General features: G+C 64.7%; 22 protein-coding genes. 9 read left to right on the plus strand and 13 right to left on the minus strand.

The genetic code is table 11. The features are described 5' to 3' along the window. Positions 1–61 precede the first annotated feature (61 nt). Positions 62–1,246: an MFS transporter gene (locus ACTJLF_RS22160; protein ID WP_126182514.1), complete on the plus strand. Its 1,185-nt coding sequence runs from the start codon at positions 62–64 to the stop codon at positions 1,244–1,246. Here ACTJLF_RS22160 and ACTJLF_RS22165 read toward each other — a convergent pair. The 4 genes from ACTJLF_RS22165 to ACTJLF_RS22180 all read right to left on the minus strand — a co-directional run bounded on the left by ACTJLF_RS22165 (position 1,233) and on the right by ACTJLF_RS22180 (position 4,828). Next, positions 1,233–1,973 carry an anti-sigma factor gene (locus tag ACTJLF_RS22165; protein ID WP_126182513.1) on the minus strand — a complete coding sequence of 247 codons (741 nt, stop codon included), beginning with the start codon at positions 1,971–1,973 and terminating at the stop codon, positions 1,233–1,235. The genes ACTJLF_RS22160 and ACTJLF_RS22165 overlap by 14 nt on opposite strands. Further along, on the minus strand, positions 1,970–2,494 hold the full coding sequence (locus ACTJLF_RS22170; protein ID WP_221404223.1) for a sigma-70 family RNA polymerase sigma factor: 525 nt from the start codon (positions 2,492–2,494) through the stop codon (positions 1,970–1,972). Before ACTJLF_RS22170 ends, ACTJLF_RS22165 begins: the two co-directional genes overlap by 4 nt. A 97-nt stretch (positions 2,495–2,591) precedes the next feature. Next, positions 2,592–3,161 carry a DUF3455 domain-containing protein gene (locus ACTJLF_RS22175; protein WP_019656726.1) on the minus strand — a complete coding sequence of 190 codons (570 nt, stop codon included), beginning with the start codon at positions 3,159–3,161 and terminating at the stop codon, positions 2,592–2,594. 224 nt (positions 3,162–3,385) lie between these two features. Continuing rightward, positions 3,386–4,828 (minus strand): MFS transporter, encoded by a 1,443-nt coding sequence (locus ACTJLF_RS22180; protein WP_440883911.1) that lies wholly within the window; start codon positions 4,826–4,828, stop codon positions 3,386–3,388. Positions 4,829–5,080: 252 nt separating this feature from the next. Here ACTJLF_RS22180 and ACTJLF_RS22185 point away from each other — a divergent pair, with 252 nt between their 5' ends. From ACTJLF_RS22185 to ACTJLF_RS22200, 4 genes are all read left to right on the plus strand, one after another. Continuing rightward, complete coding sequence (locus ACTJLF_RS22185) at positions 5,081–6,031, plus strand: LysR substrate-binding domain-containing protein (RefSeq protein ID WP_126182870.1); 951 nt, start codon at positions 5,081–5,083, stop codon at positions 6,029–6,031. A 184-nt stretch (positions 6,032–6,215) separates the two neighbouring features. Beyond that, the gene (locus ACTJLF_RS22190) at positions 6,216–7,217 is read left to right on the plus strand and encodes a M35 family metallo-endopeptidase (protein ID WP_126182510.1); all 1,002 of its coding nucleotides are present in this window, start codon (positions 6,216–6,218) and stop codon (positions 7,215–7,217) included. Continuing rightward, entirely contained in the window at positions 7,214–7,702 is a 489-nt protein-coding gene (locus tag ACTJLF_RS22195; protein WP_126182509.1) for a hypothetical protein, read from the plus strand. Before ACTJLF_RS22190 ends, ACTJLF_RS22195 begins: the two co-directional genes overlap by 4 nt. Continuing rightward, positions 7,699–8,544 (plus strand): hypothetical protein, encoded by an 846-nt coding sequence (locus ACTJLF_RS22200; RefSeq protein ID WP_126182508.1) that lies wholly within the window; start codon positions 7,699–7,701, stop codon positions 8,542–8,544. Before ACTJLF_RS22195 ends, ACTJLF_RS22200 begins: the two co-directional genes overlap by 4 nt. 815 nt (positions 8,545–9,359) lie before the next feature. Here ACTJLF_RS22200 and ACTJLF_RS22205 read toward each other — a convergent pair. Continuing rightward, positions 9,360–9,686: a hypothetical protein gene (locus ACTJLF_RS22205; protein WP_126182507.1), complete on the minus strand. Its 327-nt coding sequence runs from the start codon at positions 9,684–9,686 to the stop codon at positions 9,360–9,362. A gap of 462 nt (positions 9,687–10,148) precedes the next feature. Here ACTJLF_RS22205 and ACTJLF_RS22210 point away from each other — a divergent pair, with 462 nt between their 5' ends. The 3 genes from ACTJLF_RS22210 to dkgB all read left to right on the plus strand — a co-directional run bounded on the left by ACTJLF_RS22210 (position 10,149) and on the right by dkgB (position 13,773). Further along, a complete protein-coding gene (locus ACTJLF_RS22210) occupies positions 10,149–11,570 on the plus strand; it encodes a hypothetical protein (protein WP_440883912.1) in 1,422 nt (473 codons plus the stop codon). 116 nt (positions 11,571–11,686) lie between these two features. Next, positions 11,687–12,889 (plus strand): MFS transporter, encoded by a 1,203-nt coding sequence (locus tag ACTJLF_RS22215; protein WP_126182505.1) that lies wholly within the window; start codon positions 11,687–11,689, stop codon positions 12,887–12,889. Between the two features lie 71 nt (positions 12,890–12,960). Then, positions 12,961–13,773, plus strand: coding sequence for a 2,5-didehydrogluconate reductase DkgB (gene dkgB / locus ACTJLF_RS22220; protein ID WP_126182504.1), 813 nt, complete (start codon positions 12,961–12,963; stop codon positions 13,771–13,773). Between the two features lie 19 nt (positions 13,774–13,792). Here the strand turns inward: dkgB and ACTJLF_RS22225 are convergent, their stop codons facing one another. From ACTJLF_RS22225 to ACTJLF_RS22235, 3 genes are all read right to left on the minus strand, one after another. Then, positions 13,793–14,347, minus strand: a complete 555-nt coding sequence (locus tag ACTJLF_RS22225; RefSeq protein ID WP_019658348.1) for an RICIN domain-containing protein — start codon at positions 14,345–14,347, stop codon at positions 13,793–13,795. Between the two features lie 56 nt (positions 14,348–14,403). Then, positions 14,404–15,393: a patatin-like phospholipase family protein gene (locus tag ACTJLF_RS22230; protein ID WP_126182503.1), complete on the minus strand. Its 990-nt coding sequence runs from the start codon at positions 15,391–15,393 to the stop codon at positions 14,404–14,406. Between the two features lie 189 nt (positions 15,394–15,582). After that, on the minus strand, positions 15,583–15,840 hold the full coding sequence (locus ACTJLF_RS22235; protein WP_126182502.1) for a hypothetical protein: 258 nt from the start codon (positions 15,838–15,840) through the stop codon (positions 15,583–15,585). A 205-nt stretch (positions 15,841–16,045) separates the two neighbouring features. Between ACTJLF_RS22235 and ACTJLF_RS22240 the strand changes: the two genes are divergently transcribed. Further along, positions 16,046–17,419, plus strand: a complete 1,374-nt coding sequence (locus ACTJLF_RS22240; protein ID WP_440883913.1) for a serine hydrolase domain-containing protein — start codon at positions 16,046–16,048, stop codon at positions 17,417–17,419. Positions 17,420–17,441: 22 nt separating this feature from the next. Here ACTJLF_RS22240 and ACTJLF_RS22245 read toward each other — a convergent pair whose 3' ends face one another. Genes ACTJLF_RS22245 through ACTJLF_RS22265 form a run of 5 tightly spaced genes read right to left on the minus strand, consistent with a single transcriptional unit; the run spans position 17,442 to position 22,158 of the window. Continuing rightward, complete coding sequence (locus ACTJLF_RS22245; protein ID WP_240649897.1) at positions 17,442–17,918, minus strand: nucleoside deaminase; 477 nt, start codon at positions 17,916–17,918, stop codon at positions 17,442–17,444. Between the two features lie 23 nt (positions 17,919–17,941). After that, positions 17,942–19,243 (minus strand): cyanate transporter, encoded by a 1,302-nt coding sequence (locus ACTJLF_RS22250; RefSeq protein ID WP_126182500.1) that lies wholly within the window; start codon positions 19,241–19,243, stop codon positions 17,942–17,944. After that, the gene (locus ACTJLF_RS22255) at positions 19,240–20,442 is read right to left on the minus strand and encodes an amidohydrolase family protein (protein WP_126182499.1); all 1,203 of its coding nucleotides are present in this window, start codon (positions 20,440–20,442) and stop codon (positions 19,240–19,242) included. The genes ACTJLF_RS22250 and ACTJLF_RS22255 overlap by 4 nt, the downstream gene beginning before the upstream one ends. 31 nt (positions 20,443–20,473) lie before the next feature. Beyond that, positions 20,474–21,949 (minus strand): sodium:solute symporter family protein, encoded by a 1,476-nt coding sequence (locus tag ACTJLF_RS22260; protein ID WP_019658355.1) that lies wholly within the window; start codon positions 21,947–21,949, stop codon positions 20,474–20,476. Further along, the gene (locus ACTJLF_RS22265) at positions 21,946–22,158 is read right to left on the minus strand and encodes a DUF3311 domain-containing protein (protein ID WP_019658356.1); all 213 of its coding nucleotides are present in this window, start codon (positions 22,156–22,158) and stop codon (positions 21,946–21,948) included. Before ACTJLF_RS22265 ends, ACTJLF_RS22260 begins: the two co-directional genes overlap by 4 nt. Between the last annotated feature and the right edge of the window lies 1 nt (position 22,159).

Here is a 22,159-nt window from a genome sequence, read left to right on the forward strand (position 1 = left end):
CCCTCGCCGCGCCTCTCACCCTTCTCCCCTCGGGGTCAGCCGCGCGGGACACGACGGCGCGATGAAGTTCCCGGCCTTTCTTTTCTCGCTGTTCCTCTCCCGGCTCGCCGACCAGATCCTGCTGTTCCTGGTGCCGCTGGTGGTGTTCCAGGTGACGCAGGACGTGGCGTGGTCCGGCTACGCCTTCGCGGCCGAGACGCTTCCGCGCTTCCTGTCGTTTCCCGTATGCGGCGCGTTGTGCGACCGCGTGTCGCCGCTGAAGCTGTTGCGCGGCAGCCAGATTCTTCGCGCGCTGGTCTGCGTGTTCGGCGTGGCGGCCAACGAGGCGATGGGCGGCATCGGCTGGCTGGTGGGGCTGTCGGCGGTGTGCGGCGTGCTCACCACCCAGGGCGTGATGGCGCGCGAAGTGATGCTGCCGCAGATCGCCACCCACCACGGTTTCGACAAGGTGCTGGCCTATGCGCAGACCGCAGAACAGACCGGCACCGTGCTCGGCCCGCTCGTTGCCGCGGCGCTGTTCGCCTTGTGGCCGTGGCAGGCGGTGGTCGGCGCGGCTGCCGGCTTCTTCCTGCTGGCTGACGTCGCCACCTCGTACTGGCGCCGCGGCAACCCTGTGCAGCTGCACCAGCCGCAGGGCGCGCCGGGCCACTTCCTGCAGCCCATCGTGACGGCCCTCGGCCATGTGCTGCGCCTGCCGGGGCTGCTGCGCCTGACCATGCTCACCTCCGGCGTCAACCTGATGCTCGGCACCACCCTGGCATCCGCCGCCGCAATGGTCACCGGCCTGCACCAGCGCTCGGCCACCTACTACGCGGGGCTGCAGACACTCGGGGCCGTCGCCACCATCGCGATCCTGCTGGCGATCATCCGGGGGTCGATCCCGCTCAAGCGTATGGGCGTCACCGCCTACGCACTGATACTGGCCGGCGGCCTGCTCACCGCCGCGAGCACCAGCCACTGGGGTTATGCGGCCGGCTTCCTGCTGGTCATCGGCTTCGACAAGATGTTCAGCATCTACATCCGCATCCACCGCCAGCGGATCATTCCGGCGCAGGACTACGGCAAGACCACCGGCGTGATCGTGCTGCTGAACAACCTGACGCAACCGCTGGCCGGGCTGATCGTCGGCGCGTTCGCGGATGCGACGCAGACGCGCGGGGTGATCTTTGCGGTGTGCTTGCTGGTGGGGGCGATCGGTGTTGCTTCGGCTGTGGCCAGCAGAAAAGCCCCCGCTACATCACCTTGACCGCACGCCCGATGAACTGGATCGGCCCGGTCGGCCGGTCTATCGGCGAGCCGTTCTCCGGCTCCAGCGTGAGCTCGAACAGCTGGTTCGGCTCCAGCGGAGGCAGCTTGTCGATGGGAATGCGCAGCGCCTGCCCCTGCTTGACCAGGCCCAACGACACGGGCCCGCGCCACTGGTCGGCCTTGGTCCAGAACTGCAGCGTCTTCTGCGGCGGCACTTCGAAGGTGCCCAGCGGCACCAGGCTCAGCTGACGCGACGAGGAGGTCTGGATCACCCAGCCCGGCGACTTGTCCTGCGGCGCGACCAGCACCACCATGTACTGCGGCGTCGGCAGCGGACGCGTGACGAGCACGGCCACCATCAACGCGGCCGCGGCGAACCCGCCAGCAGCCAAGCCGCGCCACAACCTCAGGTCGTTCCACCAGCCCGAGAGGATCGATGGACGCGCGGGCGCGACCTTCTTCCTCTCCGGCTCCGCCGCGCTGCCAAGACTGCGTTCGATGCGCGGCCAGAGCGCCGGCGACGGCTCCTCCGGCAACGCGAGCACCGTGAGCGGCAGCAGCCGCGCTTCCCATGCCTGCACGGCATCGCGCAAGGCCGGTTCATCTTGCATGCGGGCCTCGACCGCCGCGCGCGCGCCGGCTGACAGCGTGCCGAGCACGTACTCGCCCGCCAGCGCATCGATGTCTTCGTCGCCGGCTGTTGTAGTCGTCGGGTTGCCGTTCATGCCATGCACTCCCGCAGCGCGCGCATGCCGCGCAGGATCCAGGCCTTCACCGTGCCCAGCGGCGTCTGCAGCCGCTCGGCGATCTCGCCATGCGAGCAGCCTTCGACATACGCGAAGAGGATGCAGTCGCGCCGCGCCGGCTCCAGCCCGTTCAGGCAGTTCTCGAGCCTGCCCAGGTCGGCGCGCAATTCGAACTGGTCGCCGGCCGCGGCGTATGCCGCCAGCGCGGCCTGGTCGTCGATGGCCTCTGCCGCGTCTTCGCTCACGTCCACCTGGCGTGCGCCGCTGCGCACCATGTTCAATGCGGCGTTGCGCACCACGCTGTAGATCCAGCCCCGGCCCTCGCCGCGCGCCGGGTTGAAGGTTTCCGCGCGCTGCCAGATGCTGATGAAGGCGTCGTGCAGCACGTCTTCGGCCTGCTGGCGCTGGCGCACGATGCGCAACGCCACACCCAGCAGGTACCGGCTTTCGCGCTGGTAGAGCTGCTGCAGGGCCTGACGGTCGCCGCGTGCGCAGGCCATGAGGGCGGCGTCGTAGTCGAAGGGCGGTGTGGGTGGCGGGTTCTGCACGGCCCGATGGTAGTGGAGCCCGCGGCCCCGCCGCCGAATCGCCCCCCGGTCAGGACGCCTTCCAGAAGATGTAGTCGGCCTGGTACTGCACGATCTGCTTCTGGCCCTTGTTGGCCGGCGTGCAGGCCACCGTCGTGGGTGCCACGCCGCCTTGCAGCGCCACGCGCTGGATGTAGGTGACGCCCGTCATCGCGCCGCTGCCCGTGGCCGGGTTGGCCTTCACCAGCTGGTACGGCAGGCTGGTCGGGCCCGAGGGCGCTACCGCCAGCTGCGTGGCCGTCAGCTTCGAACCGTCGTTCGATTCCCAGGTGGCCGGCGGGCCGTAGTACTTGCCGACCTGCTTGCCGCTGCGGTCCAGCAGCTTGGCGTCGGGGCCGACGAAAACCCACTCGGTCTGGCCCGGGGCGTTGGCCTTGTCGCGGCATTCATAGGTGATGTCGCCCTTGCCCACCGTTTCCATCGCAACCTTGTTGCCGGCCGGCACCTGGATGGTGGGGGGCAGGCTGGACTGGTTGAAGGCGGGAGTCATCGACATCGAGCCGCAGGCGGTGAGCACCGCAGCAGCGGCACTGACGGCGCCAAGGACGGCGAGCGAACGGGCGGGACGGGAGGTGTGCATGGAATTTCTCCTGGGTTGTAGAAGGTCAGCAGCTCCTCGCTGCTGAGGGGTCTACACGCCAGTGGCGGATTTGGATGCAGGGGGTGGAAGATTTTCTTGATGGGGGGCAGCGAGCCCGGGATCGCATGCGCTTCGCAGAAGCTGTCGGACGTCGATCCGGTGCCGACTCCCCGGGCTTCGGCAACCCGTCGCATCGCCCCCCCGCTGCGGCGCCAAGCAACCCGCTATCGCCGACCTGCCCTCACGCCCTGCGCCACCAACGTCAACACGGCAAACCCAAGAATCACCCACACTCCTGAATAGAGCATCCCCAGCTCCGTTCCGGGCGCAATCGCCGCGGTCAACACCGCCAATCCGCAAGCACCACCCACCTGCAGCGAACTGTTCAGCAACCCGGCCGCCAGCCCCTGCTCGTCGTCGGCCACGCCGTTCGTCCCCGCCACCATCAGCGCCGAGATGCTCAGCGCAAACCCGAGACCCCACAGCACCGAAGCCGGCAGCAGCACGCCCCACAGGTCGGGCTCGGGTCCGATTCGCAGCATCAGCAGGTAGCACGGCACGAAGGCCAGCAGGCCGACCATCAGCACGCGCGTCACGCCGAAGCGGCTGATGAGCGCGCCGATCTTCGGGCCGATGACCACCACCATCAGCCCCGCCGGCAGCAGCACCAGCGCCATCTGCCACGGCTTCCAGCCCTGGATGTTCTGCAGGTACAGAGCGATCAAGAATTGGAAGCCCATGGCACCGCCATACAGCAGCGCGGCGCTGATATTGGCGGCCACCAGGCCGCGATTGCGGAAGATGCCCAGCCGCACCAGCGGCTCCTTCACCGTGCGCTCGATGGCGACGAAAGCCATCAGCAGCGCCGCAGCCACCGCGAAGCCGATGACGGTTCGCGGCGAAGACCACCCCGCCTCTTCCACCGACACCACCGTGAAAACCATCAGCAGCATGCCCGCCACCAGCGTGACGGCGCCGGCGATGTCGAGCCGCTGCCGCTGCGCCCCTTTCACGCGCGGCGCATCGGGCGGCAGGTAGCGCAGCGCGGCCAGCAACAGCAGCACCGCGACCGGAATCGGCAGCACGAAGATGTAGCGCCAGTTCAGTGCCGCCAGCAGCCCGCCGATGAGCAGGCCCGACGAGTACCCCGAGGCCTCGAAGAGGTTGAAGATGCCGAAGGCCTTGTTGCGCGCCGGACCTTCGGCAAAGGTGGTGGTCAGCAGCGACATCGCAGCCGGCCCGGTGAGACCTGCCGCCATGCCCTTGACGAAGCGAGAGACGATCAGCAGCCCCGCGTCGGTGGCGAAGGCGCCGCCCACCGACACCAGCGCGAACACCGCCAGGCCCGCCACCAGCACACGCCTGCGGCCGAACAGGTCGGCACAGCGCCCGCCCAGCAGCAGGAAACCGCCGAAGGCCAGGATGTACGCGCTGACCAGCCACTGCGCCGTGGCCGCGCCGATGCCGAAGGCCTGCTGGATCTCGGGGATTGCCACCGCGATCATTGAGATGTCGAGCCCGTCGAGCAGAATCACGCCGCTGAAAATGAGCAGCGCGATCCACATGCGCGTGGGCCAATGCAGGGGATCGTGGTTGTTGCTGTTGCTGTTGCTCTCCGCGGTCACGGGGCAGGCCCCGCCCGGGTCGTTCATCTGGCTGGCAGACATCGTTGGTTCACTCGCTCGCTTGTTCTTTGGTTGATCGGCTGGTTCGGCCAATCCTCCCGCGCCGCTCGCGGCTTGGGAAACGAGTAGTTCTCAACGGAGCATCAAGCGAGACTTGAAGATCGAGTCGATCGATTGATCGTCGATCGATGGATGGATGCATCGCCAGATCGCTCGCCCATTCCCACGCACGCCAACGTCAACACCAACGCCACGACCATGACGACAAGCACCGCCCCCGCCACGAACCGTGGCATGCCCCTGCCCGGCACGCGCGCGCTGCGCACCTTCGAGGCGGCCGCGCGGCACCGCAACTTCACGCGCGCGGCCGACGAACTGGGGCTCACGCCCGCGGCCGTGAGCTACCAGATCAAGGAGATCGAAGACCAGCTCGGCCTTGCGCTCTTCACGCGCAACAGCCGCAGCATCCAGCTCACACCGGCCGGGGCCGTGCTCTTCGAGGCGACCGCCGATGCGCTCGACACCCTGCACCGCGCCACCGGCCGCGCCCGCCGACTGGCGCGCAGCGCGGCACAACTGCGCGTGTCGCTGAGCGCGCGCTTCGCCACCAACTGGCTGCTGCCAAGGCTGCCGAAGTTCAGGGCCGCCAACCCTGGGCTGGAGCTGAGCTTCGACATCACCGACGAGCTGCGCGACTTCGAAGCCGACGACATCGACATTGCCATCCGCTTCGGCACCGGCAGCTATGAAGGCGCGCACGCCGAGCGGCTCTTCGACACCCTCATCGTTCCCGTGTGCAGCCCCAGGCTCATCGAGAACGGTCCGCCGCTGAACGAGCCGCGCGACCTTCTGCGCCACAACCTCACGCTCTGCCATGTCGACTGGAAGACCGACACCATGACCTGGCCCGACTGGCGCATGTGGATGGCCGCGGCCGGCGTGGACGACGAAGACATCGACGACAGCCGTTTCGTGGGCTTTGCCGATTCGAGCTTCGTGGTGCAGGCCGTGCTCGAAAGCGGCGCCGTGGGGCTGGCCGACCTGGACCTGATCGCGGGTGACCTGGCGCAGGGGCGGCTGGTGCGGCTGTTCGACGTCGGCGTGCGCATGGCGCCGCCGTATGCGTACTACCTGGTGTATCCGCAGGAGAGCAGCGAAGACGCGCAGGTCGTGGCGTTTCGGGAGTGGATGCTGGGGGAGATGAAAGATCGGGGCGTGGGCCGGGCCGACGGATCGGCTGCCTGACAGTCCCGGCCGGCTCCAGGGCGACCTGCTCCAACGGAAGAATCGAACCGCATCAGCACGCGGCACATTCTCGAATTAGAAAACTCCAGCCAGCGTGAAAAATATGTAGCCGGTTGACGTTGGTCCACAGTGTCAACACGCACATCCTTCTACAACTCCCCGACTCAACAAGGGAGGTGTCAGGATGATGCGCAAGGTTGTCTTGGTCGGTGATCCGCCGGCCGCTGGTGGAAGGGTGCTGCCCTACGACGGACCGATGGTCGACTTCTTCGGGCATCGGCCCGCGTTGATTGGCGGCAGGGCGTACTGCGAGGGCTGCAATAGCGTCGGCATCATCGCCAAGACGGGAGGGCCGCGGCGGCCGCTGTTCATATCGGAGATTGCGCTGGAGGGGGATGTGGTGGTGTGCCACTGCCCGAGGCCGCAGCCGTTGCTGTCGGTGTTGCAGCAATCGGCGGATTGCGACGATGACGCCGCGCATTCAATTGGCGTGTTCCCGCTGACTTCGAAAACGGCCACGCTCTCGAGTCCTGAGATGGTCGCGCTCAAGAAAACGGTGGATGACAACGTCACACATCCGCCCGAGGCCGAACAAACCGAGAACATTTGCCCAAACATGACGAACAAGGAGTTCGCAGTCTTGGCAATGAGCCTGCGCGATATGGCGGTCGACTACATCACAAGGAAGCGGCTGCCCGAACTCGAGCGCTGGGACAAAAAGGCGCAAGCACGTGTGGAGGCATGGTTCGCCATAGCCGACCAAGACACGCGTGAATATCTCCAGAAGGGATTGGCTGCATGCGTTCGCGTTCTCAAAGGCCTGGAGCCAAAGAACTTTGTGCGCTTCATTGAAGGTGGAAAGCTGGCGACCTGTGTCATGGGAAGCGCACTGGGGACCGACGGTGCTGCCTGCAAGTCGGATGTCGCCACGCACACCATCGCAATTGCTCTTCCCTTTTGCGGGTACAGAGACCATGCATTCAACTTCGACACTGGCGAATCCACCAACGGCCCATCGAAGCTCATCGTTCTGATTCACGAAGTCACGCACTTCGACGACACCTTCAGCTCGAACGACACGTGGTACGGAGCAACCGAATCAAGAAAAAACGTCAGAAGCGAGAACCACGCCGCTCTGCTGGCGAACGCAGACAGTATCACCTCCTACGTCATCGGAATCGCATGAAAAGTCGCAACGCAGCCCTGTCCGTCCTGATGGCTATCCTCGCCGCGCTGGCGCCCCTGTCTTCGCATGCATGCTCACCGATCAAGGTCAGAGGGGTGTATTTCGAGCGCAATGGCTCGGATGTCTCCGCGTATCAAGTCTTGAGACTGGCGAGCTGGGTGACTGACCTTCGCCTGCGCTATCCAAACCACCAAACCTTCTACGTCACCGCATCCACTGAGCCTGGTGAGAAAGCCCCTGATCGTCTGGGAATGGACCGTGCACACAACATCGCTCGCGTTTTTCAAGAGACGCTGCAGATCGCTCCGGCGAAGATCGAGCTTCCGAAACGAAGCTATGTCGAAGCGCCTGTTTCCGCATATCTGAAGCAGCTCGAGAAAAGCGAGGGCGTCAGGGTGGATGTCAGTTTTCTACCGGCCTGCCCGCATGAGTGCCCTTGCCAATGGGGAGACCCTCTGTACAAGCCACAGGCTCCCAAGCGATGAAAGGCCGCCTCCTCGCCCTCGCCTGGGCACTTGCAGCGGGAGAAGCATCAGCATGCAGCTACATCACGCAGACCCAGCTGAGCTTCGAGGTCAACTCAGCGGCGCTGGATCGATCGCATGTCATCAAGCTTGCCAAATGGCTAGATCGCTCCTATGCAAAGTTTTCCATGTACAAGCGCGCCTCGATAGAGGTCGGGGCATCCGACGCGGTGCCCCACAAGGCAAAGGCATTGGCTGAACAGCGTGCAGCCAATGCAGCGAGAGCGCTGCGCATCTTGATGAAGACCGAGCTTCCGATTACCACCGTCGCTCGTGGGTATAGATCATCTTTGAATGGCCTGGGAGACAGCAACGATTTCGCCTCGCTCCAGCTCTATCCCGACGTCGAGGGCCTGAAACTGCCGGACTGCAATCCAGTCCCGATTCCCGGTCTCAAGCCATGCCAGCGAATCATTCAGATCACCTTGGCCTTTGCCGATGGCTCCGCCGAGCTCGACCGCGTCCAACTGAACCGGTTGGCGGAGTGGGTCGATCGTGCCGACGCGCTGTACGCAATCTACGAGAGCGCCGGCGTAGAAGCAGGTGCGACGGTCAAGGTGCCAGGCAGAACCTCGGAGGACGCAATGCGCCTCGCGAGAATGCGAGCGGACAACACGACGCACGCGTTGAAGGGCCTCTTTCCCGTGCCCATCGAAGTCGAGCAGTTTGCACATAGCTACCGAGAGAGAAAAAGTGCAGACCTTGTAGCCAACGACTTTGCGGCCATACAGCTATATCCGAACTTGAAGACCTCGAAACTACCGGGCTGCAATCCCGGCCGGCCCGATGGTTTGGAGCGTTGATGCGAGCGCAAGCCGACCTGCCGGTACATCGAGCACGGCGTCGAGCCGAGGCTTCGAAATGAAAGGCTGCTGGCAATCTTTTCCGAGATACCTTCTTGCATCTCTTGCTGTTCTGCTTGCGCCAGACGCATGGGCTTGCAGCCCGAGTAGAAGCATCGGCGTCGTGTTCGAGCGGAACTCGGCAACCGTTCCGGCCAAGGAGGTTCTCAAGCTCGCCAATTGGACGGCCATGCTCCGATTGCAGTATCCGAATCGCGAGTCGCTTTTTCTTTCGACGCAAGCGGCATTCGGCGAGCACGACGCGAGCAATCTAGGGTTGAAAAGCGCAAGGAACGTCGCAAGAGTCCCAGGGAAGACTTGCAATTCGAGGTGCGCGAAGTCGACTTGCCCACCAAAGGGTATGTCGCCGCCATCCCGGCCCCAGAGGGAAGCGACTTGGTGAAGCGCGTCGATATCGATTTCCTTCCGGCCTGCCCGCACGAATGCCCGTGTCAAAAGGGCGACCCTCTCTACCAGCCTCCGGCTCCACGATGACACGGATAAATTCGAGCACCCCTCGAATCTGGCAACGCATCGGCTATCTGGTTGCCTTTCTGCTGGGCATGTATCTGCTTGGAGCCGGCGCGCTATGGGTGACCTTCTGGTGCATGCTGATGATCCACGGCGCTTAGCGGCCGCAGATGCCAGAGCAGCACTGAGGAACGACTTCGAAGAGCCCTTGCACATCCAAGCCTCACCGCGCAGCCCGCGCGGGGACGATCAGCCGGCCAGACCGGCTGCCCGAATGAACAACGGACTCTTCGCCGCCAGCCACCTCACGCGAGGCCCGGCTTGCCCCTTTGCAGCGCTTCGCGCACCGCACCGGCCGCGAGGTTGATGGCGTCAATGCTCGCCGTCAGCGCGTCGTTGAGCACACCGAGCAAGGCGCTCAGTTCGGTGCGGCTGGGGGTGAGCTCCTCGCTGTCGTTCAGGGCGCTGGTGTCGACGAGCTTTCTGAGCGCGGCATAGGCGCGCATCACGTCGTTGAGGTTTTCGGCGTCGTCGCAGGCTTGCAGGGCGAGGTCGTCGAGGTTGGGGGGTGCGGGATCGGGGGAAGTGGATCGAGCGCTTGATCGCGCCGAGGCGGATGCAGATTCAGCCATGTGTGGCCTCCCAGAACTTCGGTTTTGCAACAACCGCCGCAACCGCTTCCAAACGATGGCGGCAGCTCGAACGGGTTGGAAGACCGGGAAGCTCTGACGAGAACCGGCAAGGCTCGCGCCTTCCCGTTCGAGCCGCCAAAACTGGAGGCGCAAACAGAAAAGCCGCAGACCAAGTGCGGTAGCTGCGGCTTTCGTCGCAGAACTTCGGCGGGCTTCCAAACCCGGTTGCACTTTTTGCGCGACAAGGCAGTATATCTGTGAGTGCAACTCGGGCCCCGCTATGCGAGAACCGCCAGCCTTGTCCAGTAGGGGCCGAATTTTTGAAGTGAGCCGCTTAGCCGTCAAAGGCTCACTTTTAGGAGGAAAACGCGAACAGCGTCCTTAGCCATACGGCACATAACAAATGCACAAGCCCAGACCCCTGAGCTACATTTGCAAAAAATACACGTTTGGAGGCGCTTCGTGATCTTCAGTTTCTCCGATCACTTCCGGATTGACCCAGAAGCGCTTGCCGCAACTGGGGCCCTGGATCCCATTTTGGGGATCGACACTCGGTTATTCATTGACCCTCGCCTTCTTCAAGAAACCTCTGCACCAGAACTATCTAGTAGTGCAGACAAAGTGCGAGTGCACTTTGAGTCGGTTCTTAAACTAGTTGCCAATATTGCTCAGCAAGACGATGTGTTTTGGCGGCAGGCGGACAAGATGCTGACCTTTCCTGAAGTTCGTGGCCTCTGCATTGGGTATTCCTCCGGAAGCACTGCGGGCCGAGGCATGGGGGTTCAGAAGCGAGCGCGACTCCTCGACACTACTATTCGGATAGTGCATGCGGGCGTGGCAGATCCCGACATATTTGAGCTTGCGGGAATCTTCGAAGAAGGCATCGACCCGGATCTGATCAGCGACATGGTCGCCAAGATCATCATGGAGGATTTGATCGCGTTCACGCAGCGTGTTTGCAGCGATCTGGGCATCCCTATGGAGCCCTTGAGCGTCTCTGCGCAGCATCCACAAGAAGACCTTCCTCGCAATCCGGTGAGTGGTCATCCCATCATCTTGGTACCCAGGGAGATACTCAGTCAGCTTCCTGTGGCGGACTCATTTCTTGATATCGGCTGGGTAGCTTCGTTCAACGAGCAGTTGCGCCAAGCCTTAAATCAAGTTCTCGGCTCAGATTGGCGAGAGCTCTCCATTCGAGACAAGAAACATGGTTTACGCGAGACATTCGTCGGAACACCAGATGGGCTGCGAGTTGTCTTGGACAAGTATCGGGAGGTACCTGCGGATCCCTACGATTTCGCTAGCGATCCTGCAGGAGAGGTTGGTTGGTATCCAGCAGCAAAGGCGGCGGTTGCTGACAACTCCCTTGCCCTGAGTCTGGGCGAGGCGGCAGGCATTGACGAAGTGTTTGAAGTGGTCAAGAAAATCTGCGAGCACTACGCCTTCCTCTTGGAAGATCGCCAGCTTTGCAAGCTGCTATACAACAAGGACCGGACACTAAAACACGAGTCAGCAGCGCAATTGCTGTTCGTAGGAATCGCATCTGCATACTGCGAAGCAAACAGCCTCGATCTTTCTCCTGAAAGTGATGCAGGACGTGGTCCTGTAGATTTCAAGATCAGCAGCGGTTTTGCAGGAAAAGTACTCGTAGAGGTTAAGCTCACCTCGAATCCACGACTTGCCCATGGATTTGAAAAGCAACTCCCGATCTATATGAATGCCGAGAAAGCATCCAAAGGCATTTATCTGGTCATCGATGTTGGAGAAATTAGCGAAGATCGTATGAATTCTTTTCGATCGATAGTGGCAAAAGCAGGCGCACAAGCACCTCAAGTCATGTATGCGAATGGAATTCCACAACCGAGTGCTTCAAAAGCAAGATAACAATGCCTTGAGGCCTCTCGATTATTGCTTCCAAAGCAACTATCTTCTGTCTCTCTACCCCTTAATCTGCAAAGGTAACCGCAAGACACTCCTCCCATCCAAGAAGGAGTGCCCTCATGCCCATCGCCCTACTGGCGCTAACCCTCAGCGCCTTCGCCATCGGAACGACAGAGTTCGTCATCGTTGGTCTCATCCCCACAGTCGCTGCCGACCTCCACATCGGCCTCCCCTCCGCCGGCCTGCTGGTCAGCCTCTATGCACTGGGCGTCGCCATCGGCGCGCCGGTGCTCACCGCGCTCACGGGCAAGCTGCCGCGCAAGGCGCTGCTGCTCGGGCTGATGGCGCTGTTCACGCTCGGCAATCTGCTGGCGTGGAAGGCGCCGAGTTATGAATCGCTGATTGCCGCCCGCGTGCTCACGGGGCTGGCGCACGGGGTGTTCTTCTCCATCGGCTCGACGATCGCCACCGGCCTGGTGCCGAAGGAAAAGGCGGCGAGTGCCATTGCGATCATGTTCACGGGCCTCACGGTGGCGCTGGTCACGGGCGTGCCACTGGGTACGTTCATCGGGCAGCACTTCGGCTGGCGTGAGACTTTCCTGGCCGTTTCTGCGCTGGGTGTGATCGCGTTCATCGGCAGCTGGGTCTTCGTGCCCGGCAACATCCGCCACACGCCGCCGGCCTCGCTGGCGCAGCAGGCCAAGGTGCTGGCCGAGCCGCGCCTGCTGCTGGTGTATGCGAAGACGGCCATCGGCTATGGCGGCTCGTTCATTCCGTTCACGTTCCTCGCGCCGATCCTCACGGAGGTGTCGGGCTTCAGCGCCGGCGCCGTGGGCTGGGTGATGCTGGTGTACGGCGTGTCGGTGGCGGTGGGCAACATCTGGGGCGGCAAGCTGGCCGACCGCAAGGGCCCGATTCCGGCGCTGAAGATCATCTTCGCGCTGCTGGCCGCGGTGCTGCTGCTGTTCAACTTCGCGGCGCCGCACAAGTGGCTGGCCCTGCTGGCGGTGCTGATGTGGGGTGCGGTGGCTTTCGGCAACGTGCCGGGGCTGCAGGTGTACGTGGTGAAGCAGGCCGAGCGCTTCACGCCGCAGGCGGTGGACGTGGCCTCGGGCCTGAACATCGCGGCGTTCAACCTGGGCATTGCCGGCGCGGCCTGGGCCGGTGGGCTGATCGTGACGCACCTGGGGCTGATGCATACGCCGTGGATCGGTGCGCTGGTGGTGCTGGTGTCGCTGGCCCTCACGCAATGGAGCGGAACGCTCGACCGCCGTGCCGGCATTCCGGTGCGAGCCTCGGGGCCGGTGCCTGCCGGCCACTGAGTTCTGCTCTTCCTCTTTCTTTCTCTTCTCATCTCTCTCTTCTTCTCTTTTCAACGCACAAGGACGACACCATGAACACGAACCCCATTCCCGCCTTCGGCCTCGGCACCTTCCGCCTGAAGGGCCAGGTGGTCATCGACTCGGTGAAGAACGGCCTCGACGTGGGCTACCGCGCCATCGACACGGCGCAGATCTATGGCAACGAAGCCGAGGTGGGCCAGGCCATCGCTGAAAGCGGCGTCGCCCGCGAAAGCCTCTTCATCACCACCAAGATCTGGACCGACAACTACGCTAAGGACAAGCTCGTGCCCAGCCTGAAGGAAAGCCTCGCGAAGCTGCGCACTGACCATGTGGACCTGACGCTGATCCACTGGCCCTCGCCCGGCAACGCGGTGCCGGTGGCCGAGTTCATGGGCGCACTGGCCGAGGCCAAGGCTCAAGGGCTCACCAGGCACATCGGCGTGTCGAACTTCAACATCGCGCTGATGAAGGAAGCCATCGCGGCCGTAGGCGCACAGAACATCGCCACCAACCAGATCGAGCTGCACCCCTACCTGCAGAACCGCAAGGTGGCCGAATTCGCCAAGAGCGCGGGCATCCACATCACGTCTTACATGACGCTGGCTTACGGCAAGGTCATCAACGATCCGGTGATCGAGGCGATTGCCAAGGCCCACGGCGCGACCACCGCGCAGGTGGTGCTGGCCTGGGCGATGCAGCTGGGCTACGCAGTGATTCCGTCGTCCACCAAGCGAGCGAACCTCGAGGGCAACCTGAAGGCGCTGCAATTGACGCTGACGGACGCCGAGATGGCGCAGATCGCGGCGCTCAACCGCAATGAGCGGCTGACGGACCCGGCCGGTCTTTCGCCGGCCTGGGACTGAGCTCCCTGAGCAATGCCCTTCAGCCCGCGTTGCCCACGGGCCTGAAGCCCCAGGCCTGCGCGCGGAACCCGCTGAAGCTGATGGGGCCGGCCACGGCGCCGGCCTCCGACTTGTTGTCCGTGAGCCCGATGACGAGCGGCGCATTCGAATTGCTCGCCCCGGACTTGCACTGGATGTACCAATAGCCGGGCTCCTCGGTGGACAGCAGGCTCCAGAGCTGCCTGTCGGCATCGGCCAGGCCGGGAGGCATCATCACGAGGGGCGTGGGCACGATCGTGGAATCGGGCTTCAGCGTGACGACGAACCCGGTGCCCATCTGCGTCTGCAGATACCACCAGCCCGGTGCATCGGGCGCGGGAATGAACAGCCATTGCTGGTTGCCGGCCTGCGGAAGCTTGAGCTTGTACCCGATGACCCCTGCACCCTTGACGGGGCTGTTGCCGTTCACGTCCAGCACGTAATGGCCGTCTGGCAGGTACTGGATGTTGTAGGGTCCGAGGTCCAGCTTCTCGATGGGAATCGCGGGTGTGGATGCGGGCGCCGGCGCTGCGGCACCTTGTGCGGTGATCGACATCGTCGTTTCTCCTTTCCTGGAATGCGTTTTCTTGCTTGCAGGTGGTTGATCGGTGCTCAGCCGAGCGCGTGTTCGACCCAGTACTGCCGCACCAGGCCCTCGGCGTACGTGGTGTCCGCGTTGGCGCCCTTGTCCTGCAGCAGCTGCAGGGCCTGCGGGTAGACCGTGTTCTCCGGCACGAAGAAGGGCAGCGTCGGGTTGAGGTTGGTATAGCGGTCGCCCAGCAGCATCTTCGCGAGCATCGGCATGAGCTCGGTCGAAGTGCCGTTCAGGCTCATGTCGAGCACCGGCGACGACTTCACCTGGTTCATGAGGAACGGCGGCGAATTGTTGAAGGGGTTCGCAACGCCGTTCATCCACTGGTCGGCGCCCCAGTCGTGGGTGTCGCTGGCGATCCAGTCGGGCATGTAGCCGGTACCGATGGTGATGGCCGCGATGTCCTCGAGCGCATGGCCCGCCTTCACCGCGAGCGCGATCGCCGCGACTGTCGGATCGTGGTTGAAGAAGCAGCCGTCGACGTTGCCGTCGAACGAGCCCAGCTGCCCCGGCATCGCGCCGCTGGACGTGGCCGCCTTGGCGATCTCCACGTCGCCATGGCCGGGGATCATGTTGGTGTACATGACCGGCTGCCACGGTATGGCCGTCTGCACCGAGTTCTTCACCTCGAGCCCGCCGACGTTGAAGGTGACGAAGAGCACCTTCCTCGTGACGATGTCCTGGACCTTGGTGTTGCCATGCAACGCGACCTGCGAGGCGTAGACCTCGTCGATGGGGTACGCGGGCCGCTTGGGGTCGGTGTTCATCTTTTCGTAGAACCCGATCTCGCCGTTCTGGCTGGTGAAGAGATCGATGAGGTCCTGCGGCGACTTGCCCGCCAACAGCTCGCTCGTGATGATCGAGCCCGTCGAGCAACCCGCGATGAGGTCGCTGTTGTCGATGATCTGGGGGTACTTCGCGTACAGCTTGTTCAGGACCGATACCGACATCAGCCCTCGTATGCCGCCACCGACGAACGAGAGGATGGTGAATTTCTGCGTTCCCGCCATAGCCAACTCCTTTCAAGAGAAATGACTTCCATGAAATGACTTCCCGGCCAGGGAAGCGGAGTCTGGGCGCCTCTGACGTTTGCCGCTACGAGTGGAATCCCGTTCAATCCAACTCTGTAATTCCGCAAGCCGCGCAAGCATTCGGAATGAAACCTGAATCGGCTGAAATTGCCGCGAAGGTTCTCTTCTTCACGCGACGCTCGCGCAAAAATCATCGAGCGCGTACCTAAGTTCGCGCTCCTCGTCCGAGCTCATCGCGAGCACAAGGTTGCGGAACTCGGCCTTGTAGCAAGGCAGCATCAATGCTGCGGTAAGTGCGTGAGTACTCTCGCGGTCGATTGCGATCTGCGCGTTGCACGCCATCACGCTGCGATGGATTTCGAGCGCACGGGCGACCTTGGCGGAAGGCCGCCTTGTCGCGCTGCCGCTGCTTCTGGTGATGAACATTGCCAACTCCTCTTGGCGCGCTTCGAATGGCGCCGTGTGGTCACTCTATTGAGCGGCTGGCAGAGTGGTGAGTAACAACATCGTCGTGAATCCGACGGCCGGTTTGGCGCCGGAGCAGATGGGTGCGATCATCGCGGCGGCCGGGTGCAATGCCCAGCTCATGGCGCGCAGGTGCCATCGCCAACAAACAGACGAGGAGATTCGCGTGGATCAAGTTCTCCGGAAGGTGTTCGTCGTATTTGCGCGTCCGTTGCGCGCCGCGTTGCCGGTCTGCCTGCTTGCGACCTCGGCGCTGCTCGCGGCTTGCGGTGGTGGGGGTGGCGGCGGAGGTGGTGGTGGAGGCGGAGCCGTCCTCCCGATCGTCGTGGCACCGCCGGCCAGCGGCGGCGGCGGCGGCAGTGGCAGCGGTGCCGGTGGCGATACAGGCACGGGCAGCGGCTATCCGCATGCGTCGGAGCCGATCGGCACGGTGCGCCAGACCTACGACGGCGCCCTGTCTCCGGAACTGGCCGTCAACACGTACCGCAACATCGACCGGCTCTTTCCCACGCGCACCATCGAGCCTGGCGGCACGCCCTATGCGCTTGCGATGGCTGCCATGCAGTTGACGCAGCTCAACTTCACTGTGGGCACTGCCACCTACAAGCTCGCGGACTTCATGTCGACCAACCGCGTCGCGGGCCTGCTGGTGCTGAAGGACGGCAAGATCGCCAACGAGACGTACCAGTACGGCAACACGCAGAAGACGCGCTGGATGTCGATGTCGGTGGCCAAGTCGATCACGTCGACGCTGATCGGCGCGGCGGTGAAGGACGGCTACATTGCCAGCATCGACGACCCGGTCGTCAAGTACGTTCCCCGGCTGGCCGGCAGCGCCTACGACGGCGCGACGGTGCGCCACGTGATGATGATGGCCTCGGGCGCCAAGTGGAACGAAACCTACACCGATCCAAACTCCGATCGCCGCCAGTTGCTTGAAGCACAGATCAGCCAGAAGCCGGGCTCGGCCATGGACCTGATGAGCAAGCTCCCCCGCGCGGCCACGCCGGGCGCCGTCTACAACTACAGCACCGGCGAAACACAGGTGGCCGGGGAGATCGTCCGCAACGCGGTGAAGAAGCCGCTGGCACAGTACCTTTCAGAAAAGATCTGGTCCAAGTTCGGCATGGAGGCACAGGCCAACTGGTGGCTCGACTCGCCCGACGGCGTGGAGATCGGCGGCAGCGGCATCAGCGCGACGCTGCGCGACTATGGCCGCTTCGGCATGTTCATCATGAACGAAGGCGTCGCGGCCGGGCAACCGGTGCTGCCCGCGGGCTGGGTGACGGAAGCGGGCACTTCCAAGGTGCTGAGCACCGGCACGAAGATCAACTATGGCTACCTCTGGTGGATACCGCCGAGCGGGCAATCAGCCACGGACGGTGCCTTCTACGCGACCGGCATCATGGGCCAGCAGATCTACATCAACCGCAAGGAAAAGGTCGTGATCGTGATCTGGGGCGCGCAGACGGACCCGATGGGCGGTGGCGTGTTTCCCGTGCTGCCATTCTTCGATGCGGTGGTGTCGGCGCTCAAGTAGCCGACGCGTGCGGGCAAGGCGCTCAGGGAGCCTTGCGCGTCGCAGCCCAGTCCGAAAGCACCTCCACCGCCTCCCGATCCATCTTCTGCTCCGCAGGCAGGCTTCGCTGCGCCAGTGTCGCCCCGGCCTCGGCCCGCAACGCCTCCACATCGATCGGATGCCGCGCCGCCACGGTCACCCCCTCGAACGCCTCGCCCGACTGCGCCAGCGAAGCCGCGTAGTAGAGCTTCGCGATGCCCGCGATGTGCATCGCCGCCACGCACATTGCGCAGGGCTCGCACGAGGTGTAGAGCTCACAGCCCTGCAGGTTGACGGTGCCCAGCTTGCGGCATGCATCGCGGATCGCCTCGACCTCACCGTGCGATGTCGGATCGTGATGCGCGACGGAGTGGTTGAAGCCTTCGCCGACGATGATTCCGTCTTTCACGACGACGGCGCCGAAGGGCTCGGTGCCGGGCTCGCCCAGCGCTTGTGCAGAGAGGGCGATCGCCCGCTGCATGAATTGTCCCTGGTACATGGTGTTCAGACCTTTCTGGTGGCCGCGCCGTCGAGCGCGGCAATGGATGGTGCACCGGCTCGGCCGCCCCGCGCATCGAAAAGACCTGCCGTGGCGTCGGCATAGCGGCGCGGATCGAATCGCAGCATGAGCGGCAGCAGCACCACGACGACCGTCGCGAGGTAGGCCCACGCGATCGTGAAGCCGCCGGTGTGTTCGCGCACCCAGCCGGTGACGAAGGGCGCGAGCGCGGCGATCATGAAGCCGACGCCCTGCATGAAGCCCGCGAGGGCTCCGGCCTGTGCGGGGTCGGGCAGGTGGTCGAGCGCAAGCACCATGCACAGCGAGAACGCGCCACCAAGGCCGAAGCCGAGCACGATGGCGATGGCGACTGCGGGAACGGGCGCGTCGAAGGTGAGCGCGCAGAAACCCGCGAGCTGGGCAGCGAGCGTGAGCAACAGCCAGGGCCGCAGGTCGCGCCCGCGGCTGCGCGCGATGGCGGGCATGGCGAGTGCGGAGACCACCTGCGCGGCGGTCATCAGCGCGAGCACCGATCCGCCCTGCTGCGCGGTCCAGCCCTGCTGCGCATAGAAGTGCGGCAGCCATGCGACGAGGCTGGTGTAGCCGCCGTTGATGAGGCCGAAGCATGCGGCCAGCAGCCATGCGCGGCGGCTCGTGAAGCAGCGCAGCCAAGAGAGGCTGCGAAGGCCCGGCCCCTCGGTGGCGGATGTGAATTCGATGCGTCGCATGTTGAGCCAGTACAGCAGCGCGAAGACGGCGAGCAGCGCCCAGATCGCGAGGCCCGCGTGCCAGTCGGGCTGCGCGCCGCCGAATGCGTGCGCCACCCACGGGCTGGCCATGGCGCCCAGGCCACCGCCGCCCATGATGGCGGCGGAGTAGAGCCCCGTCATCACACCGATGCGTGCCGGATAGGCCTGCTTCACCACGCCGGGCATCAGCGCCTGCACCAGGCCCACGCCCGCGCCGGCGAGCGCGGCGCTCCACAGCAGCGCCGCCGCGCCGCCGGCCACGTATCGACTGGCACAGGCGACGGCGATGGCCGCGAGCCCTAGCGCGACGCCGCCTCGCGGGCCGATGCGCTGGCCCACGGCCGCGCCGAAGAGCGAGGTGGCGCCCATCGCGAACATCGGCAGCACCGTCAGCAGCGCCACCGCATGGAAGCCGATGCCGGTCGCGATGCGGATGGGCTCGAGCAGCGGGCTGCTCGATGTGAGAAAGGCGCGCAGGTTCAGCGCCACCAGCACGATGACGATCGCGAAGGCGATGCCTCCGTCGCGGCCGTTCCGGCTTGCTTGCGCCGCCTTCACAGGAAGGTCAGGTCGGCTCGCAGCACGCCGTTGCGCGCCGCGACGCAGCCGCCCGCCACCACCAGCTTGCGCACGGGGCGCGAGACGACGGCGTGCGCGACGGTCTGCGCATCGACCAGCACGAGGTCGGCGCGGCAGCCCGCTTCGAGGCCATAGGCCTCGAAGCCGCAGCCGCGTGCGCCGGAGTGCGTGACGGTGTCGAGTGCCACTTCGATCTCGTCGTCGCGGCGCAGGTTGTAGCGCAGGCCGATGATCATGGCGCGCTCGAGCATGTCGGGGCTGCCGTAGGGCGACCAGGTGTCGCGGATGCCGTCGTTGCCGCCGAGCACGGTCACGCCGGCCTGCCTGCAGGCCATGAGCGGCGGCACGGTGCGCGAAGGCGGCGCGCTGGTGACGAGCACCACGCCCAGCTTCGCCATGCGTGCGAGCAGTGCCTCTCGCTCGCGTTCGGTCACGTCGCCCAGGCAGAAGCCGTGGCTGATGGCGACCTTGCCCTGCATGCCCAGCGCCTCGGTGCGCTGCAGGATCAGGTCGAGCGAGAAGGCGCCCATGGCGCCGGGCTCGTGCAGGTGGATGTCGACGGGGCGTTGGTGCTTGTGTGCGATGCCGAAGAGCACGTCGAGCGACTTCACCGGATCGCCGTCGATGGCGCAGGGGTCGAGGCCGCCGAGCACGTCGGCGCCCATCGCCAGCGACTGGTCGAGCAGCTCGGCCGTACCGGGCCGGCCCAGCAGGCCCGACTGCGGGAAGGCGACGACCTGGATCTGCTGCAGCGTGCGCAGCGCCTCGCGTGTGCGCAAGGTGCCTTCGAGATGGCGCAGGCCGGCCTGGGTGTCGACGTCGACGTGCGTGCGCAGCCGCGTGGTGCCGAGCGCGAGAAAGGCCTTGGCCAGCACCAGCGACTGGGTGGCGGCGTCATGCCCGCTGGCGTGGCGGAAGGCGCGCTCGTTCTCGATCTTGTCGATGAGGTTCACGCCGACTTCGTTGCGGTACCAGTCCATGCCCCACATGGTCTTGTCGAGGTGCGTGTGGCCTTCGACGAGGCCGGGCAGCAGCAAGGCGCCGTGGCCCTCTTCGATGGCGGCGCCAGCGGGAGCTGCGAGCTCCGGGCCGATCGCGGCGATGCGGTCGTCCTGCACCAGCACGTCGACGGGGGATGCGCCCATGGGGCGCACGTTGCGGATCAGGAGCGATGGCATGTGGGGCGTTCCGTTTCTCTGTCTTCAGGCGTCAGGCAGGCTGGGCGGCGATGGCGCGGCGGGTCGTGTTCGGGGTGAGCAGCGCCACCAGGACGAACACCAGCGCATTCGTCGCCAGCGCCACCAGGCCGGTGTTGAGCGACTTGAACATCACCGGGGCGGCCGGGAACAGCGTACCCAGGTTCGAGCCGGTGGTCATCATGAAGGCCAGCACCGCGCCGCCCGCCAGGATGCCCGCGAAGGCGGCGTGCCTGTTGCCGAAGGGCTTCTTCATGAGGCTGAAGAGCAGCGAAGGCAGCAGCTGCGTAAGCAGGCTGGAGGCGAAGATCGCCACCGACACGATGGTGGTGCCGCCGCGCAGCACGAAGTACACCGCCGTCAGCGCGAAGAGCGGGAGCACCCAGCGGGCGACGCGCGAAACCTGCCTGTCGGTGGCGTGGGGCGCGAAGCCTTCCTTGTAGACGTTCTTGCCGATCACGGTGGAGGCCGTGAGCAGGATCATCGAGCCCGGCACCAGCGCGGTGAGCACGCCCGTGCCGCCGATCACGCCGACGAACCACGGGTCGAAGGTGTGCTTCACGAGGCCGAAGAGGGCCAGGTCGACGTCGGAGCCCTTGAGCCCCGGCACCTGCAGGATGGCTGCGAAGCCGACCAGGAACAGGAAGGCGATGACCACCTGGTACAGCGGCATCAGGATGGTGTTGCGGCGCACCGCGCTCGCGCTCTTGGCCGCGTACACCGAGGTGAGGTTGAACGGGTAGAGGTAGTAGCCCAGCGCCGTCAGCAGGATGGTCGAGTTGTACCAGGTGAGGTTCAGGCCCTCCTTCGGGAACTCGAAGAAGCCGGGGTTGGCCGCGTGGATGGCGGTGAACATGGGCGCGACGCCGCCGTAGTAGTGCCACGGCAGGTAGATGCCGAGGAACACGGCGAGCGCGAGGATCAGGATGTCCTTCACGATGGCGATGCTGGCCGAGCCGTGGATGCCGGAGAACAGGATGTAGCTGACCATCACCAGCGTGCCGATCCAGATCGCCACTTGCGGTGCGATGGAACCGTACGAGGCCTCCGACACGATGATGCCGAGCCCGCGCAGCTGGATGGTGAGCAGCGCGACCATGCCCATGAGCGCCACGATGGACACCAGCACGCCCAGCGCGCGGCTGTCGTACTTGTGGGCGAAGAAGTCCGAGAACGACACCAGCTTGTTCGCCGTGGCGTAGCGCCAGATGGCCGGCAGCATCCAGAAGGCCATGAGGTAGGCGAGCCCGCCGTAGGCCAGGATGTAGAAGGCCGGCGAGCCCTTGCTGTACGACCAGCCGCTCGCGCCCAGGAAGGTGAAGGTCGAGAACGACTCGCCCGCCATCAGCAGGAACACCATGATGGTTCCCAGCCCGCGCCCGCCGAGCGCCCACTGCTCCAGGCTCATGGTGCGGCCGCGCCGTGCGAGCACGGCCAGGCCCAGCGCGCCGACGACGAACAGGGCGATGACTCCGAGCGCGGCGTTCATCGTGCGTCTCCGGTCGAGGAAGGCGCGTCGATGTCGCCCTCTGCGCGGTCGATGACCACCATGATGAGCGAGGTCAGCACCAGCCAGCTGACGTTCCACACCATCAGGAAGGGCATGCCGAGCACGAAGGTGGGCGCGACGGAGGACAGCCATCCCCCGCTGAAGAAGGCGGCGACCGGCAGTGCGGCAAGCCATTTGGCGGATTTCATC

Source organism: Variovorax sp. 22077 (assembly GCF_052044195.1).
GTDB classification, from domain to species: Bacteria; Pseudomonadota; Gammaproteobacteria; order Burkholderiales; family Burkholderiaceae_C; genus Variovorax; species Variovorax atrisoli.

Bases quoted from the DNA above. Each gene is read 5' to 3' on its own strand.
- ACTJLF_RS22160 (WP_126182514.1), top strand. From the start codon at position 62: ATGAAGTTCCCGGCCTTTCTTTTCTCGCTGTTCCTCTCCCGGCTCGCC.
- ACTJLF_RS22165 (WP_126182513.1), bottom strand. From the start codon at position 1,973: ATGAACGGCAACCCGACGACTACAACAGCCGGCGACGAAGACATCGAT.
- ACTJLF_RS22170 (WP_221404223.1), bottom strand. From the start codon at position 2,494: ATGGCCTGCGCACGCGGCGACCGTCAGGCCCTGCAGCAGCTCTACCAG.
- ACTJLF_RS22175 (WP_019656726.1), bottom strand. From the start codon at position 3,161: ATGCACACCTCCCGTCCCGCCCGTTCGCTCGCCGTCCTTGGCGCCGTC.
- ACTJLF_RS22180 (WP_440883911.1), bottom strand. From the start codon at position 4,828: ATGTCTGCCAGCCAGATGAACGACCCGGGCGGGGCCTGCCCCGTGACC.
- ACTJLF_RS22185 (WP_126182870.1), top strand. From the start codon at position 5,081: ATGCCCCTGCCCGGCACGCGCGCGCTGCGCACCTTCGAGGCGGCCGCG.
- ACTJLF_RS22190 (WP_126182510.1), top strand. From the start codon at position 6,216: ATGATGCGCAAGGTTGTCTTGGTCGGTGATCCGCCGGCCGCTGGTGGA.
- ACTJLF_RS22195 (WP_126182509.1), top strand. From the start codon at position 7,214: ATGAAAAGTCGCAACGCAGCCCTGTCCGTCCTGATGGCTATCCTCGCC.
- ACTJLF_RS22200 (WP_126182508.1), top strand. From the start codon at position 7,699: ATGAAAGGCCGCCTCCTCGCCCTCGCCTGGGCACTTGCAGCGGGAGAA.
- ACTJLF_RS22205 (WP_126182507.1), bottom strand. From the start codon at position 9,686: ATGGCTGAATCTGCATCCGCCTCGGCGCGATCAAGCGCTCGATCCACT.
- ACTJLF_RS22215 (WP_126182505.1), top strand. From the start codon at position 11,687: ATGCCCATCGCCCTACTGGCGCTAACCCTCAGCGCCTTCGCCATCGGA.
- dkgB (WP_126182504.1), top strand. From the start codon at position 12,961: ATGAACACGAACCCCATTCCCGCCTTCGGCCTCGGCACCTTCCGCCTG.
- ACTJLF_RS22225 (WP_019658348.1), bottom strand. From the start codon at position 14,347: ATGTCGATCACCGCACAAGGTGCCGCAGCGCCGGCGCCCGCATCCACA.
- ACTJLF_RS22230 (WP_126182503.1), bottom strand. From the start codon at position 15,393: ATGGCGGGAACGCAGAAATTCACCATCCTCTCGTTCGTCGGTGGCGGC.
- ACTJLF_RS22235 (WP_126182502.1), bottom strand. From the start codon at position 15,840: ATGTTCATCACCAGAAGCAGCGGCAGCGCGACAAGGCGGCCTTCCGCC.
- ACTJLF_RS22245 (WP_240649897.1), bottom strand. From the start codon at position 17,918: ATGCAGCGGGCGATCGCCCTCTCTGCACAAGCGCTGGGCGAGCCCGGC.
- ACTJLF_RS22255 (WP_126182499.1), bottom strand. From the start codon at position 20,442: ATGCCATCGCTCCTGATCCGCAACGTGCGCCCCATGGGCGCATCCCCC.
- ACTJLF_RS22260 (WP_019658355.1), bottom strand. From the start codon at position 21,949: ATGAACGCCGCGCTCGGAGTCATCGCCCTGTTCGTCGTCGGCGCGCTG.
- ACTJLF_RS22265 (WP_019658356.1), bottom strand. From the start codon at position 22,158: ATGAAATCCGCCAAATGGCTTGCCGCACTGCCGGTCGCCGCCTTCTTC.